This is a genomic window from Bacteroides fluxus YIT 12057 (assembly GCF_000195635.1).
Lineage (GTDB): Bacteria > Bacteroidota > Bacteroidia > Bacteroidales > Bacteroidaceae > Bacteroides > Bacteroides fluxus.
The window spans coordinates 173,458-187,755 of the sequence record NZ_GL882625.1 but is presented as its reverse complement, the minus strand read 5'-3'; the positions used below and the strand labels follow the sequence as shown (position 1 = coordinate 187,755).

Below are 14,298 nucleotides of genomic sequence, written 5' to 3'. Positions count from 1 at the left end.
CATGCATTGATGGAATGCGAAGATACCGGACATTCCGTTCTGCTTCACTGGATATATTACCCATTTGGTAAAATCCTGTTTTTTGTACAATACTACGGATTATTTGACTAAAAGCCAAAAAAAAACTGACTTTTTATTTTGCCTGTAATCTTTAATTTGTATTTTTGGGCATCGCTACATGCCTTGTAGCGCATGATACCTGAATAATTAACCTTTAAAATAATGCACAACTATGAGTTATTTACGATTTGACAAGACCCTGATGATTAATCTGGAGGAATCTTTGCCAAGGGAGATACTTCGGACAAACAAATCGGGGGCCTATCATTGTACGACAATTGTAGATTGTAACACACGCAAATATCACGGCCTGTTGGTGATGCCTGTACCCAATCTCGACGATGAAAATCATGTGCTGCTCTCTTCTTTGGATGAAACGGTGATTCAGCACGGTGCAGAGTTTAACCTGGGGTTGCACAAATATCAAGGAAACCACTTTAGTCCCAACGGACATAAGTATATCCGCGAATTCGACTGTGAAAATATCCCGGCTACTACCTACCGTGTCGGAGGGGTGATCCTCCGTAAAGAAAAAATCTTTGTACACCATGAAAACCGGATTCTGATCCGTTATACCTTGGTTGATGCCCATTCGGCGACGACACTCCGGTTCCGTCCTTTCTTGGCATTCCGCAGCGTACGTGAATATACACACGAAAACGCGCAGGCGAACCGTGATTACCAGTTGATAGAGAATGGTATAAAGACTTGCATGTATCCCGGCTATCCGGAACTTTTCATGCAGTTGAACAAGAAGAATGAATTTCATTATGCGCCCGATTGGTATCGGGGCATTGAGTATCCGAAAGAACAGGAACGCGGATATGATTTCAATGAAGATTTGTACGTACCCGGATATTTTGAGGTGGATATAAAGAAAGGGGAAAGTATCGTCTTTTCGGCCGGTATTTCCGAGATCTCGCCGCGTAAACTGAAACAGGCTTTCGAGGCTGAAGTTGCCGACCGTACCCCGCGTGACAGTTTCTATCATTGTCTCAAGAACTCTGCGCACCAATTTCATAATAAGCAAGGAGAAGAACATTATGTACTGGCCGGTTATCCGTGGTTCAAATGCCGTGCCCGAGACTTGTTCATCTCCCTGCCCGGCCTTACACTGGCTGTCGATGAACAAGATGAGTTTGAGGATGTTATGAGAACAGCGGAAAAGGCGATTCGCCAGTTTATCAATGGAGAGCCCTCTACTTATAAGATCTATGAGATGGAGCATCCGGACGTGTTGTTATGGGCTGTCTGGGCTTTGCAGCAATATGCCAAGGAAACTTCGCGTGAGCATTGCCGGCAGATGTACGGAGCATTGCTGGAAGAGATCATAGACTATATTCTCGACCGGAAACATGATAATCTTTTCTTGCATGAAAACGGGCTGCTCTATACGAACGGCACGGAGAAAGCTGTGACATGGATGAACTCTACGGTTAATGGCCGTCCTGTTATCCCCCGTACCGGATATATTGTGGAAGTGAACGCTTTGTGGTATAATGCACTCCGCTTTGTAGCTGACATGGTTCGGGAGGGTGGAAATACAATCCTGGCGGACGCTCTGGACGGACGGGCCGAAGTTACCGGAAAGTCTTTTGTGGAAGTGTTCCGTAATGAGTATGGCTATCTGTTCGACTATGTGGATGGTTATATGATGGATTGGAGTGTTCGTCCGAACATGATATTTGCGGTGGCTTTCGATTATTCCCCGTTGGACAGGGCGCAGAAGAAGCAGGTACTCGATATCGTGACAAAGGAGTTGCTGACTCCCAAGGGGCTGCGTACTTTGAGTCCTAAGAGTGGCGGATACAATCCTAACTATGTCGGTCCCCAGATTCAAAGGGATTATGCTTATCATCAAGGCACCGCATGGCCCTGGCTGATGGGTTTCTATATGGAAGCGTATCTGCGTATTTATAAGGTGAGTGGCGTGTCGTTTGTTGAAAGATACCTCATTGGTATGGAAGATGAAATGACTTCTCATTGTATCGGTGCGCTGCCTGAACTCTTCGATGGCAATCCTCCGTTTGTAGGAAGGGGAGCAGTATCTTTTGCCATGAATACGGCAGAAATCCTGCGTATCTTGAAGTTATTGTCTAAGTATAATTTATAGAAAGGAGGATTGAAGATGAAAGTTTTAATGTTTGGATGGGAATTTCCTCCCAAAATATATGGCGGCCTTGCGGTTGCTTCTTATGGAATAACTAAAGGATTAAGCTTGCAGGGTGATGTGGAAACTACTTTCTGCATGCCTAAACCTACGGGTGAAGAAGAAAATTTCTTGAAGATAGTGGGCATGAATCAAGTGCCTGTCGTGTGGCGTGATGTTGATTATAATTATTTGAAGTCTCGTTTGACGGGTAGCATGACACCGGAAGATTATTACGCTTTCCGAGACCATATTTATGCAGACTTTTCTTATATGTATGTCAATGATATCGGTTGCATGGATTTTGCCGGCGGTTATCCCGGAAATCTGCATGAAGAGATAAACAATTTCTCTATTATCGCCGGAGTTGTGGCACGGCAGCAGGAGTTTGATATTATTCATGCCCATGACTGGCTGACATATCCTGCCGGAGTACATGCCAAGATGGTAAGCGGTAAGCCGTTGTGCATCCATGTGCATGCAACGGACTTTGACCGTTCGCGCGGGAAAGTCAATCCTACCGTTTATTCCATGGAGAAGAACGGTATGGATCATGCAGATTGCATTATGTGTGTGTCTGAACTGACCCGTCGTACGGTTATCAATGAATATCATCAGGATCCGAAGAAGGTGTTTGCCATGCACAATGCCGTTTATCCGCTTTCACAGGAATATCAGGACATTCCGCGTCCCGAGCATGCCAAGGAGAAGGTGGTGACGTTCCTGGGACGTATCACCATGCAGAAGGGGCCGGAATATTTTGTGGAAGCTGCGGCACTCGTGTTGAGGCGTGCCCGTAATATCCGCTTTGTCATGGCAGGTTCGGGTGACATGATGGATGCCATGATCAATCTGGCTGCCGAACGCGGCATTGCCGACCGGTTCCACTTCCCGGGATTCATGAAGGGCAAGCAAGTGTATGAGGTTTACAAGAACAGTGATGTATTCGTTATGCCTTCCGTATCCGAACCTTTCGGTATTGCTCCGCTTGAAGCGATGCAGTGTGGAACTCCCTCTATCATTTCGAAGCAGTCGGGATGCGGTGAGATTCTCGATAAAGTGATCAAGACTGATTATTGGGATATCCATGCAATGGCCGATGCTATTTATTCTCTTTGCACGAATCCGGCCCTGTTCCAGTATCTGCAAGAGGAAGGCAAGAAGGAAGTGGATGGAATCACCTGGGAAAAAGTTGGCTTGAGAATCCGCGCCCTCTATGAGGATGTATTAAGAAACTATGGTAAATAACAAAAACAATAATAGAAATGAGAACTATCTGTCTTTATTTTGAAATACATCAAATCATTCATTTGAAACGTTACCGTTTCTTTGATATAGGCGTAGATCATTATTACTATGATGATTATGCCAATGAAACCAGTATAAACGAGGTGGCCGAGCGTTCCTATATCCCGGCGTTGAATACCTTGATTGAGATGGTGAAAAATTCCGGAGGTGCATTTAAGGTAGCTTTGTCCATCTCCGGGGTAGCTTTGGAACAGCTTGAGATTCATGCACCTGCCGTTATTGACTTGCTGCACCAGTTGAATGATACCGGCTGTTGTGAATTCCTGGCAGAACCTTATTCTCATGGCCTTTCTTCTTTGGCTAATGAGGATTGCTTCAAGGAAGAGGTAATGCGTCAGAGTGCCAAGATGAAACAAATGTTCGGTAAGGCTCCGAAGGTATTCCGCAATTCCAGCTTGATTTATAATGATGAAATAGGTGCGATGGTAGCTGGCTTGGGATTCAAGGGTATGCTGACCGAAGGAGCCAAACATGTGTTGGGGTGGAAGAGTCCGCACTATGTATATCACTGCTCCATGAATCCTAACTTAAAGTTGCTGTTGCGTGATTTCAAGTTATCCGATGATATCAGTCTGCGTTTCTCCAACTCCGAATGGAATGAATATCCTTTGTTTGCCGACAAGTATATCAATTGGATTGACGCCTTGCCGCAAGAAGAGCAAGTCATCAACATCTTTATGGAACTTTGTGCTTTGGGTATGGATCAGCCGTTGTCTTCCAATATTTTGGAGTTCTTGAAAGCGTTGCCTAACTGTGCCAAGGAAAAGGGGATCACTTTCTCTACTCCGACAGAAGTCGTGACCAAGTTGAAGTCTGTTTCCCAATTGGATGTTCCTTATCCGATGTCATGGGTGGACGAAGAAAGGGATACCAGTTGCTGGCTGGGTAATGTTATGCAACGTGAAGCGTTCAACAAGCTGTATAGTGTTGCCGAACGTGTACATCTTTGCGATGACCGCCGTATCAAGCAGGATTGGGATTATCTGCAGGCAAGTAATAACTTCCGTTTCATGACTACCAAAAGAAGCGGTGTCGGTTTGAACCGCGGCATTTATGAGTCTCCTTTTGATGCGTTTACCAACTATATGAATATTCTTGGTGACTTCATTAAGCGCGTTGATTCCCTCTATCCGGTAGATATTGACAATGAAGAATTGAATGCTTTGTTGACCACTATCAAGAACCAGGGGTATGAAATAGAGGAGTTGCACAAGGAACTGGAAAAGGCGCAAGCCAGATTGGAAAAGGAGAAGGTGGCAGAGAAGAGGAAAGAAGCGAAGGCTGCTAAAGCTATTGCTGAGAAGCCTGCCAAGGCTCCGGCAAAGAAACCTGCCGCTGCGAAGAAACCCGCTGCCAGGAAGACAGCCAAAAAGGTAGCTGAATAATCAGTCTGCCGACTAAGATTTACCGAAGGGTGTATGGAAGCGTCTCTAAAAATCCTATACAGATGGCTGGTATCAGCCGTGATAAGGCGAACCTTACTGCCGGACACTCCGTATGCCGTATTGAGAATTATGAAGGCGTAGGGATGCTCTGTCCCGATTGGTTACGGTCATGAAGGAAAGGGCTACCCAACAAGTTTTGAAACCATGAACTTATCATTTGAAGTTCAAGCATATTAAAAGACTAAAGAAAGGGTCGTATCCTTACTCAATACAGAGTTTGATACGACCCTTTTAAATGTTATAGTTATAAGCTGTAACTTTGGGGAGTGGTCATTTTAGTTTTGCCCCCCTCTTCCTTTATTTGTCAATTATTTATTGAATCTTGTATAAGTAACCTCTAATTTCAGAGATTCTCCTTCGGGCCCACCTTTCAACTTGGCATATCCGGGCTGTAAATCATTCTGAATACCAGTTATATTCTTGTTCTGGCTTGTATTGTCATAGATTACATTAACTGGTATGAGCAATACCTTATCCCAGTCTTTGGTTGCCTCATCAGACTTCCATTTCTCTTCCCAGGCGGCTTCGTCCCATGCAGTTCCTGCTTCTTCCTTGGCTTTTTTCTTGGCAGCTTGTTTTTCGTTGATGCAAGTGGTAACCAGACGGGCTATATTCCTGAATGTGTATTGGTTGGTAGCCACGTTGTTGTGTGTTACAGTAAATGAGGTTACATTATCCACTACCTTGTTTTCTTCAAAGAACGTCTTCAGATCTTGCTTCCGTATCAGTAACACATCGTTGGGCGCACTCATGTTGAATTTATACTTGTCTTCTTGGTTATAGTTGGTGAATGTCAGTTTCACGGCATTCAAGGTATCTTGGGATAATTCCTTATATATATCATCGTATGGCATGGTAGCTTGGGTGAAAATACCTGCAGGAGACTTGATGTAGGTATATCCCTTTTCATCTATTTTCTTTTGGAGCAACTCGGAATTCTGGAATTGGTTTGCCTGAATTACTTCCTTGGTAGAAGCAAAGACGGTATTCATGCTATAATACAAAGAATCTTCATCACTGTTTTTCTTTTTCAGCTTCACTCCGGTCGTATCATTTACATAGTGAAAACGGAATTGCATCTGCAAGTCCACACGGTCTATATACAGGATGGTTCCATCTCCATAGTCGGTCTTTATATATACACCTTTGAACACGTTCTTGATAAAATTCTCCGCATTGGCAAAGAAGTCGTTTTCTTTCCTCTCAAATGCACGGTTCAATTCCAGAATCCTGTTTCCGAATTCTTTGCTTTGCGGGAAAGTGATGTTAGGATAAAAAGTTTTGTTTCCACTGGCATCTGTTGCATTTCTTACCGAGTCGGGAACGGATGTATCATAAGCCGAATACGCTTTGCGACCGAGTAATTTAGGAGAATATTTGTCGTAGTAGTTTTCCGGGTTGATGTTGGTGTAATAAGCGTCCCCCTTGGTAAGTTCCTTATCGCCGTTTAATTCATAAACGCTCATTCGGCATGCGTTCAGCGAGTCACCGAACCAGCTGGAATAGTAAATTACCAATTGGGTTGAGACAACAGAGTCTCCGGCCATGATACCGCTTCCGGTTTTGGTTTTCTCGTCATATTGGTAAAGTTTCGGAAAAGTAAAATTATCCGTACAGTTCAGTTGGGTCAGAAAGCTGGCCTCATAGTCTCCGAATCCGTTAGGATCCGGGTCTGTAAACTTTCCTACATATCCTGTACTGGTTTTTGCATATACTGCTCCTGCCGGGACCGATTTTGTCTCTACTTCAAAAGTCGTAGTATGTGCCGATATACCATCAGAGCCAGGCAACATATCTATACCTAACGTTCCTGTGTTGTCATCACATCCGAAGAAAGTCAGGACTGCCAAAAGCAATGTTCCTATATATTTTACTTTCATAGTTTTAATTGTCTAATCAATTTTATTTCTGTTCTGCTTCCCAAACCTTGTCATAGAAATCATTGCAAGCTTCAGCTAAATTATCGGGAGTCTGATAATCCAGTATTAGTTTTCCCGATTGGCGTGCATATTCCAATATCTCTTCATTGACATGTTCACTCTGCTGGATAACACCGTCCGAATAATCTACGGCCAATTTACAAAGTGTAACATAATCAATGGGTTCCGTTAAGCTGGCTATGTCTTTTTTGCTGACGCCTTTCAGCAACAGTTTGCTGGCAAAGTCCGCATGGAAGGGTTGTTTGAATTCATCGTCAAAAAGAGAGAATACCACTTTGGCGTCTCTGAAAGACGGTTCGTCTTTATAAGCTTTCTTGATGTATAGAGGCGCTAAAGCAGTCATCCAACCTTGGCAGTGGATCACGTCCGGACACCAGCGCAGTTTCTTGACGGTTTCCAATACGCCACGGGCATAGAAAATGGCGCGTGCGTCATTGTCCTCGTATTCTGCACCATTTTCATCGGTTGCCTGCAGGCGGTTCTGGAAATAGTCATCATTGTCAATGAAGTAAACCTGCATGCGTGCAGACTGGATAGAAGCAACTTTGATGATGAGCGGATGGTCGGTATCGTCGATGATAAGATTCATTCCGGAGAGACGTATCACCTCATGCAGTTGGTTTCTGCGTTCGTTGATATTGCCCCATTTTGGCATAAACGTTCTGATTTCTCTGCCTTTTTCTTGAATTGCTTGAGGCAGGTTCCTGCCTACAAGTGACATTTCTGTTTCTGAAACGTAGGGGGTAATTTCTTGTGTAATAAATAAAACCTTGTTCGCCTTTGTCATAATAACAATGTTCTCAATTATTTTGCAAAGAGAGTGCGAACCGAATGCAATCGGGTTTACACGAATTGCTGAGGTGAAGCCTCTCTCCGCTTTTTTTTGCAAAGATATAAAAAAAAACGGGCAATAAAGCAAATAGAGCTCCTCTATAATTCCTTATGAATTGTTAAGAGCTTGTGTGTCAGTTGATAAGAAATAGTGTGAGAACGCTAAAAGCCGGATGACTTTTGCATTAATTTACGATATTTCTTCTTTATATGGTAAATAATAGCTTATTTTGCACCGCTTTTGCGAACAACTAAGTTTTATATAACCAATAAAAATGGAAATAGTACATACTATCAAGGACTTGCAGGCCGGACTTTCGGCTTTGAGAGCCCAGGGCAAGAAAGTGGGCTTGGTGCCTACGATGGGTGCCTTACATGCCGGTCATGCCTCATTGGTGAAGCGTTGTGTGGCAGAGAATGATGCTGCAGTAGTAAGCGTTTTTGTAAATCCGACTCAGTTCAATGACAAGAATGATTTGGTAAAATATCCTCGTACGCCGGAGGCTGATTGCCGTTTGCTGGAGGATTGTGGCGCCGCGTTTGTTTTTGCGCCTTCGGTAGAGGAGATGTATCCGGAACCGGATACCCGCCAGTTCAGCTATGCGCCTCTTGATACGGTGATGGAGGGAGCATTTCGTCCGGGACACTTCAATGGTGTTTGTCAGATCGTGAGCAAACTGTTTGATGCGGTGAAGCCGGACCGGGCTTATTTTGGCGAGAAAGATTTTCAACAGTTGGCCATCATTCGCGAGATGGTTCGTCAGATGAAGTTTCCATTGGAGATTGTGGGTTGCCCTATTGTCCGTGAAGACGGCGGGCTGGCTTTGAGCAGCCGCAATGCCCGCTTGTCTGTTGAAGAACGTAAAAACGCCTTGAAAATTTCGCAGACTTTATTTGAAAGTCGTACCTTTGCAACTTCGCATACGGTAGCCGAAACACAGAAGTTTGTAGAAGATGCCATTGCGGCTGTTCCCGGCCTGCGGCTGGAGTACTTCGAACTGGTGGACGGAAACACGTTGCAGAAGATTGCCGATTGGGAGGATACTTCCTATGCAGTGGGCTGTATCACAGTGTTCTGCGGAGAGGTTCGTCTGATTGACAACATCAAGTACAAAGAGTAATAAACTAAAAAAAAGACCAATCTTATGATGATTGAAGTGTTGAAGTCGAAAATTCATTGCGCCCGCGTCACGGAAGCCAACTTGAATTATATGGGGAGCATTACGATTGACGAGGATTTGATGGATGCCGCCAACATGATTGCCGGTGAAAAGGTGCATATCGTGGATAATAATAACGGTGAGCGTTTTGAAACCTACATTATTAAAGGTGAGCGTGGCTCGGGAAAGATTTGTCTGAACGGTGCCGCTGCCCGTAAGGTACAACCGGATGATATTGTTATTATCATGTCGTATGCTTTAATGGATTTTGAAGAGGCCAAGTCGTTTAAACCGACAGTGGTTTTCCCGGATCCGGCAACAAACCGGGTGGTGAAATAAAGTTCTTCTTGAGATATATAAGAGAAGCCCCGCTTGCACTTCATGCAGACGGGGCTTTTCTTTGTCGTTGGTCTTTCGGATTGTCTTATTGGTTATTCAGTTGCTCATGCATGGACGCGGCAGCTTTTCGTCCGTCTCCCATGGCAAGGATTACGGTAGCGCCTCCACGCACGATGTCACCTCCGGCAAAGATGGTCGGGATGGACGACTGCATGCTGTCGTTGACCGCAATGGTTCCCTTCCGTCCCAATTCCAGTCCTTTGATGGAACTCGGGACAATCGGGTTGGGAGATACGCCTACGCTGACGATGGCAAGGTCGATGTCGATGGTTTCTGTGGCTCCGGGGATGGGTACGGGACTGCGGCGTCCGCTGGCATCCGGTTCACCCAACTCCATCTTTTGGAGGATGACCTGTTTCACGGCACCCTTCTCGTCGGCGATATATTCAATCGGGTTGTGGAGAGTCAGGAACTCCACACCTTCCTCTTTGGCATGTTTCACCTCCTCGATACGTGCCGGCATTTCTTCTTCCGAACGGCGGTAGATGATCATGGCACGCTCTGCACCGAGGCGACGTGCGGTACGTACGGAGTCCATGGCTGTATTGCCGCCGCCAATTACTGCTACGCATTTGCCGAAAGGTACCGGGGTATCAGAATCCTCACTGGCGGCATCCATCAGATTGACACGGGTCAGGTATTCATTGGATGAGAGGATATTGATGGAATTTTCGCCCGGAATGTTCATGAAGTTGGGCAGTCCGGCTCCGGAAGCTACGAATATGCCTTTGAAGCCTTCCTCTTCCAGTTGCTCTACGCTGATAGTCTTGCCGATGATGCAGTCCTTGACGAACTCAACTCCCATTTTGGCAAGGTTGTCAATCTCCACATCCACCACTTTGTTGGGCAGGCGGAATTCCGGGATACCGTATTTTAACACACCGCCGATTTCGTGCAGTGCCTCGAATACGGTGACATCATAGCCGTACTTGGCCATGTCTCCGGCAAACGAAAGACCGGCAGGGCCCGAGCCGATGACAGCTATCTTGATCCCGTTTTTCTCTTTGATTTCCGGTACGGAGATTTGTCCGCTTTCTCTTTCGTAATCGGCGGCAAAGCGTTCCAGATAACCGATGGCTACCGGCTTTTCATTCATCTTCAAGTGAATGCATTTGGATTCACATTGCTTTTCTTGCGGGCAGACACGGCCACAGACTGCCGGCAACGCGCTGGTTTCCTTCAGTGTCTTGGCGGCTTCCAAGAACTCTCCGCGTTCAATATTCTTAATAAAACGGGGGATGTCTATGCCTACGGGGCACCCTTCCATGCAACCGGGATTGGCGCAGTCCAGACAACGTTTGGCCTCTATCAAAGCCTGCTCTTCCGTCAGTCCTTGATTTACTTCCTCTTTACGGCTGTGCGAACGGTATTCTGCATCCAGTTCGTTCATTTCCACGCGGGGGATGGCGGTACGCTCTTTGGCTTTCATGGATTTGCGCAATTCCTGGCGCCAGGCTGCATTCCGGCTTTTTTCGTCCGTTTCCTGCACGTTTTCACCGGTTGCCTGGCAAGTCTGCGTTTCTTCCAGCTTGTGCATTTCTTCGCGTTCGATGCTTTTGAAGGCTCCCATGCGTTTCAGCATTTCGTCGAAATCGACCTGGTGTCCGTCAAACTCGGGACCATCTACACAGACAAACTCGGTTTTTCCGCCGATAGTGATGCGGCAGGCACCGCACATTCCCGTTCCGTCCACCATGATTGTATTCAGTGACACATCGGTGGGAATTTCATATTTTTTGGTCAGTAAGCAAACGAACTTCATCATGATGGCGGGACCGATGCAGAAGCATTTATCTACATTCTCGCGTTTGATGACCTCTTCCACACCTTCCGTTACCAGTCCTTTACGTCCGTAGGAGCCGTCGTCTGTCATGATAATGACCTCGTCAGAGCTTTCACGCATTTCTTTTTCAAGAATGATCAGCTCTTTGGTGCGGCCTGCAAGTACGGTAATCACACGGTTACCGGCAGCTTTCAATGCCTGCACGATGGGGAGCATCGGTGCCACGCCTACGCCGCCTCCGGCACAGACTACGGTTCCGAAGTTCTCGATGTGGGTGGCTTGTCCCAGCGGGCCCACAACATCCGTAATGTAATCGCCTTCATTCAGTTCGCAAAGGCGGGTAGAAGAGAGACCCACTTCTTGTACTACCAGAGTGATAGTGCCTTTGGCGGGGTCGGCAGCGGCGATGGTCAAAGGCATGCGTTCACCTTTTTCGCCTACACGTACAATTACGAAGTGACCTGCCTTGCGTGATTTAGCAATTAACGGTGCTTCAATGACTAATTTGAAGACCTTTTCAGAGAAATGTTCTTTGCTAATGATTTTATTCATTATCTAATAATTTTGTTGGTATAATTACGTAATTACTTTCAGAATGTTATTTTTTGCAAAGATACGGGTTATTTGATAATTTCCTATAACTGTGTCCCGATTCCTTGTAATTTCTTTCAATAAATGTGTGTTTCTGTTCATTGTGCGCATGGTATGGCAGGCGTTTGTCGTATCGAATAGTTTGTGGCATGGCATTGGACTCTTTAGTAGCCGAAGATTTAAACGGGATAATGAGAGAAATTGTTCAAGGGAAGAATAATGACAGTGGAGAGCGGATACGGGGGATGTGTATAGTTGGCGGGTATAGAAAAGAGGGTGAATATGTCAAAACTAAAATACCATTCCCAAAAAGTTACAGTTTATAACTATAATACTTAAAAGGGTCGTATCAAGCTCTGTTTTGAGTAATGATACGACCCTTTCTTTAGTCTTTTAATAGGCTCAAATTTCAAATGATAAGTTTATCGTTTCAAAATTTGAGTTTTGACATACCGCCCCGTAATTATGGTATTCAGCCTTTGGGTCAGTCAATCATGTCAAACCCGGTATAAGGAACCAGTGCTTTGGGGATGCGGATGCCTTCCGGAGTCTGGTTGTTTTCCAGCAGGGCGGCTACGATACGCGGCAAGGCCAATGCGGAGCCGTTTAATGTATGGCAGAGTTCCGTTTTCTTTTCTGCCGTACGGTAGCGGCATTTCAGACGGTTGGCCTGGTAAGTGTCGAAGTTGGAAACGGAACTTACTTCCAGCCAGCGTTTCTGTGCTTCGGAATATACCTCGAAATCGAAGCAGAGGGCAGACGTGAAGCTCATGTCACCGCCGCAAAGGCGCAGGATGCGGTACGGCAACTCCAACTTTTGGAGCAGTCCTTCCACGTGGTCCAACATTTCCTGGTGAGATTGCTTACTGTGTTCCGGCTTGTCGATGCGCACCAGCTCCACTTTGGAGAACTCGTGCAGGCGGTTCAAGCCGCGTACATCCTTGCCGTATGAACCGGCTTCGCGGCGGAAGCATTGGGTATAGGCACAGTTCTTGACAGGCAACTGCTTTTCGTCCAGAATAACGTCACGGTAAATATTGGTTACGGGAACTTCGGCGGTAGGAATCAGATAAAGATCATCTACTTCGCAGTGATACATCTGTCCTTCTTTGTCGGGCAACTGGCCTGTGCCATAACCGGAAGCGGCGTTTACCACTGTCGGCGGCATTATTTCCGTGTAGCCGGACTTGCGTGCCTCGTCCAGGAAGAAGTTGATAAGTGCGCGTTGCAGTTGCGCGCCTTTGCCTTTGTAAACCGGGAATCCCGCGCCTGTAATCTTGACGCCCAGGTCGAAATCAATCAGGTCATATTTCTTTGCCAGCTCCCAATGGGGCAGTGCGTCTTTGGGAAGTTCGGTTTCCATGCCACCCATTTTTTCCACTACATTGTCTTCTGCGCCCACGCCTTCGGGCACGCTGTCGTATGGTATGTTGGGGATGGTGTAAAGCAAATTCTGCAAGTCTGTGGCAGCCCTGTCCATTTCAGCCTGCAGTTCTTTGTTGGCTTCTTTCAGTTCGGCTACGCGGTTCTTGGCGGCTTCGGCTTCCTCTTTCTTGCCTTCTTTCATCAGTTGCCCGATGGATTTGGAAAGGGCGTTGACCTCTGACAGGTTCTTATCTAGAATGGTTTGAGTATTGCGTCGTTTGTTGTTTGTTTCCAGCACTTGTTCGATGGTTTCTTTGGCATTCTTGAAGTGCTTCTTTTCCAACCCGCGGAGCACCGCGTCGGTGTTGTCTGTAATTTGTTTAATGGTAAGCATATCTTATACTTGTTTTTATGATACTCGGTTTTGTGAGTGCAAAGATATAGAAAAAACAATTAAGCTGTTGTTTTTACATAAAAAGAAAGGGATGCAATCCCTATAAGATCGCATCCCTTTACTTTATTTTCTTGTTCGGAAACTTATGCTTCTGCATTTTCGGCAGGAACGATAGATACATAGCGTCTATCTTCTCTACCTACCTTGAACTGTACAGTTCCATCTACTAAAGCGAAAAGAGTGTGGTCCTTACCCATACCGATGTTGTTGCCCGGGTGGAATTCAGTACCTCTTTGACGAACGATGATGTTGCCTGCTTTGCAAGCTTCGCCACCAAATATCTTAACGCCTAATCTCTTGCTCTGTGATTCGCGGCCGTTCTTAGAACTACCGACACCTTTTTTATGTGCCATTTCTTCTTACTTTTTTAATTGATTAAGCTACTACTTCAGTAATTGTTAACTCTGTGAATTGTTGACGGTGACCGTTCAACTTGCGGTAACCTTTTCTTCTTTTCTTGTGGAAAACAAGAACTTTGTCACCCTTTACCATGCTGGATACTACCTGGCAAACAACTTTTGCACCTTCTACAGTAGGAGCACCTACAGTGATAGTACCGTCTTTGTCCACTAAAAGAACTTTCTCGAATTCTACTGTTGCACCGTTTTCTGCTTCCTGCATGTGGTGTACAAACAGCTTCTTGCCAGCTTCTGCCTTAAACTGCTGACCGTTGATTTCTACAATTGCGTACATTCTTATATATAATGTATAAGTTAGCTCCGTCGGGTGGTTTCTAATCACTTAGAATACTCTTGATTGAACCCGGTGCGGAATAATCGGGCACAAAAGTACAGTTTTTATTCTGAATAGACA

General features: G+C 45.6%; 11 protein-coding genes. 5 read left to right on the top strand and 6 right to left on the bottom strand.

Annotated elements, in window-relative coordinates:
- The first annotated feature begins 232 nt into the window (after positions 1-232).
- Genes HMPREF9446_RS07635 through HMPREF9446_RS07625 form a run of 3 tightly spaced genes read left to right on the top strand, consistent with a single transcriptional unit; the run spans position 233 to position 4,902 of the window.
- The gene (locus tag HMPREF9446_RS07635) at positions 233-2,173 is read left to right on the top strand and encodes a glycogen debranching enzyme N-terminal domain-containing protein (protein ID WP_009125004.1); all 1,941 of its coding nucleotides are present in this window, start codon (positions 233-235) and stop codon (positions 2,171-2,173) included.
- 15 nt (positions 2,174-2,188) lie between these two features.
- Positions 2,189-3,457 carry a glycosyltransferase family 4 protein gene (locus HMPREF9446_RS07630; RefSeq protein ID WP_009125003.1) on the top strand — a complete coding sequence of 423 codons (1,269 nt, stop codon included), beginning with the start codon at positions 2,189-2,191 and terminating at the stop codon, positions 3,455-3,457.
- A 17-nt stretch (positions 3,458-3,474) separates the two neighbouring features.
- On the top strand, positions 3,475-4,902 hold the full coding sequence (locus HMPREF9446_RS07625) for a glycoside hydrolase family 57 protein (protein ID WP_009125002.1): 1,428 nt from the start codon (positions 3,475-3,477) through the stop codon (positions 4,900-4,902).
- 368 nt (positions 4,903-5,270) lie between these two features.
- On the opposite strand, the gene HMPREF9446_RS07620 is transcribed toward HMPREF9446_RS07625, so the two are convergent.
- Entirely contained in the window at positions 5,271-6,842 is a 1,572-nt protein-coding gene (locus tag HMPREF9446_RS07620) for a DUF4270 domain-containing protein (RefSeq protein WP_009125001.1), read from the bottom strand.
- A 22-nt stretch (positions 6,843-6,864) separates the two neighbouring features.
- On the bottom strand, positions 6,865-7,689 hold the full coding sequence (locus HMPREF9446_RS07615) for a glycogen/starch synthase (protein ID WP_039968763.1): 825 nt from the start codon (positions 7,687-7,689) through the stop codon (positions 6,865-6,867).
- 319 nt (positions 7,690-8,008) lie between these two features.
- On the opposite strand from HMPREF9446_RS07615, the gene panC reads away from it, so the two are divergent.
- Positions 8,009-8,854 carry a pantoate--beta-alanine ligase gene (panC, locus tag HMPREF9446_RS07610; RefSeq protein ID WP_009124999.1) on the top strand — a complete coding sequence of 282 codons (846 nt, stop codon included), beginning with the start codon at positions 8,009-8,011 and terminating at the stop codon, positions 8,852-8,854.
- A 24-nt stretch (positions 8,855-8,878) separates the two neighbouring features.
- Positions 8,879-9,232, top strand: coding sequence for an aspartate 1-decarboxylase (gene panD, locus HMPREF9446_RS07605; RefSeq protein WP_009124998.1), 354 nt, complete (start codon positions 8,879-8,881; stop codon positions 9,230-9,232).
- An 85-nt stretch (positions 9,233-9,317) separates the two neighbouring features.
- Here the strand turns inward: panD and HMPREF9446_RS07600 are convergent, their stop codons facing one another.
- The 4 genes from HMPREF9446_RS07600 to rplU all read right to left on the bottom strand — a co-directional run bounded on the left by HMPREF9446_RS07600 (position 9,318) and on the right by rplU (position 14,178).
- Complete coding sequence (locus HMPREF9446_RS07600; RefSeq protein ID WP_009124997.1) at positions 9,318-11,627, bottom strand: bifunctional dihydroorotate dehydrogenase B NAD binding subunit/NADPH-dependent glutamate synthase; 2,310 nt, start codon at positions 11,625-11,627, stop codon at positions 9,318-9,320.
- A gap of 523 nt (positions 11,628-12,150) precedes the next feature.
- The gene (gene serS / locus HMPREF9446_RS07595) at positions 12,151-13,425 is read right to left on the bottom strand and encodes a serine--tRNA ligase (RefSeq protein ID WP_009124994.1); all 1,275 of its coding nucleotides are present in this window, start codon (positions 13,423-13,425) and stop codon (positions 12,151-12,153) included.
- A gap of 143 nt (positions 13,426-13,568) precedes the next feature.
- Positions 13,569-13,838: a 50S ribosomal protein L27 gene (gene rpmA / locus HMPREF9446_RS07590; RefSeq protein ID WP_009124993.1), complete on the bottom strand. Its 270-nt coding sequence runs from the start codon at positions 13,836-13,838 to the stop codon at positions 13,569-13,571.
- 22 nt (positions 13,839-13,860) lie between these two features.
- On the bottom strand, positions 13,861-14,178 hold the full coding sequence (gene rplU / locus HMPREF9446_RS07585; protein ID WP_009124992.1) for a 50S ribosomal protein L21: 318 nt from the start codon (positions 14,176-14,178) through the stop codon (positions 13,861-13,863).
- Positions 14,179-14,298 lie beyond the last annotated feature (120 nt).

Excerpts from the sequence above, each read along its gene's own strand:
- serS (WP_009124994.1), bottom strand. The coding sequence starts at position 13,425 with ATGCTTACCATTAAACAAATTACAGACAACACCGACGCGGTGCTCCGC.
- HMPREF9446_RS07635 (WP_009125004.1), top strand. The coding sequence starts at position 233 with ATGAGTTATTTACGATTTGACAAGACCCTGATGATTAATCTGGAGGAA.
- rpmA (WP_009124993.1), bottom strand. The coding sequence starts at position 13,838 with ATGGCACATAAAAAAGGTGTCGGTAGTTCTAAGAACGGCCGCGAATCA.
- HMPREF9446_RS07630 (WP_009125003.1), top strand. The coding sequence starts at position 2,189 with ATGAAAGTTTTAATGTTTGGATGGGAATTTCCTCCCAAAATATATGGC.
- HMPREF9446_RS07615 (WP_039968763.1), bottom strand. The coding sequence starts at position 7,689 with ATGACAAAGGCGAACAAGGTTTTATTTATTACACAAGAAATTACCCCC.
- rplU (WP_009124992.1), bottom strand. The coding sequence starts at position 14,178 with ATGTACGCAATTGTAGAAATCAACGGTCAGCAGTTTAAGGCAGAAGCT.
- panC (WP_009124999.1), top strand. The coding sequence starts at position 8,009 with ATGGAAATAGTACATACTATCAAGGACTTGCAGGCCGGACTTTCGGCT.
- HMPREF9446_RS07600 (WP_009124997.1), bottom strand. The coding sequence starts at position 11,627 with ATGAATAAAATCATTAGCAAAGAACATTTCTCTGAAAAGGTCTTCAAA.
- panD (WP_009124998.1), top strand. The coding sequence starts at position 8,879 with ATGATGATTGAAGTGTTGAAGTCGAAAATTCATTGCGCCCGCGTCACG.
- HMPREF9446_RS07625 (WP_009125002.1), top strand. The coding sequence starts at position 3,475 with ATGAGAACTATCTGTCTTTATTTTGAAATACATCAAATCATTCATTTG.
- HMPREF9446_RS07620 (WP_009125001.1), bottom strand. The coding sequence starts at position 6,842 with ATGAAAGTAAAATATATAGGAACATTGCTTTTGGCAGTCCTGACTTTC.